The organism is Streptomyces sp. SID12501 (genome assembly GCF_010550245.1).
Lineage (GTDB): Bacteria > Actinomycetota > Actinomycetes > Streptomycetales > Streptomycetaceae > Streptomyces.
Map to the genome: position 1 here is coordinate 1 of NZ_JAAGLU010001122.1, position 257 is coordinate 257.

Here is a 257-nt window from a genome sequence, read left to right on the forward strand (position 1 = left end):
CGTCGGCACGGGTGAACGCCGCATCGACCAGCAGCGCCTCACTCTCACCGGTGACCAGCGTCGCAGTCTTGTTCTTGCTGCCGGCCGGGAAATCCAGATCCAGGACCTTGAAGGACAGAGCACTCATGGTGGTCCTACCTTCTTGGTGGGTTCGAACTGGTCATTCGTAAGATCGGTGGGGCTCAGGGGCTCCGGGTATGGCTGTCATGGTTGAGCCGATGAAATGGCTTAAGGAACATGGCCGCCCGGAGCCCCGC

Annotated in this window: 1 pseudogene; it reads right to left on the bottom strand. The window is 61.1% G+C overall.

Annotation, left to right across the window (positions count from 1 at the left end):
* Nucleotides 1–127: pseudogene (locus tag G3I71_RS52890) on the bottom strand (MBL fold metallo-hydrolase); the annotation flags it as partial.
* Nucleotides 128–257 lie beyond the last annotated feature (130 nt).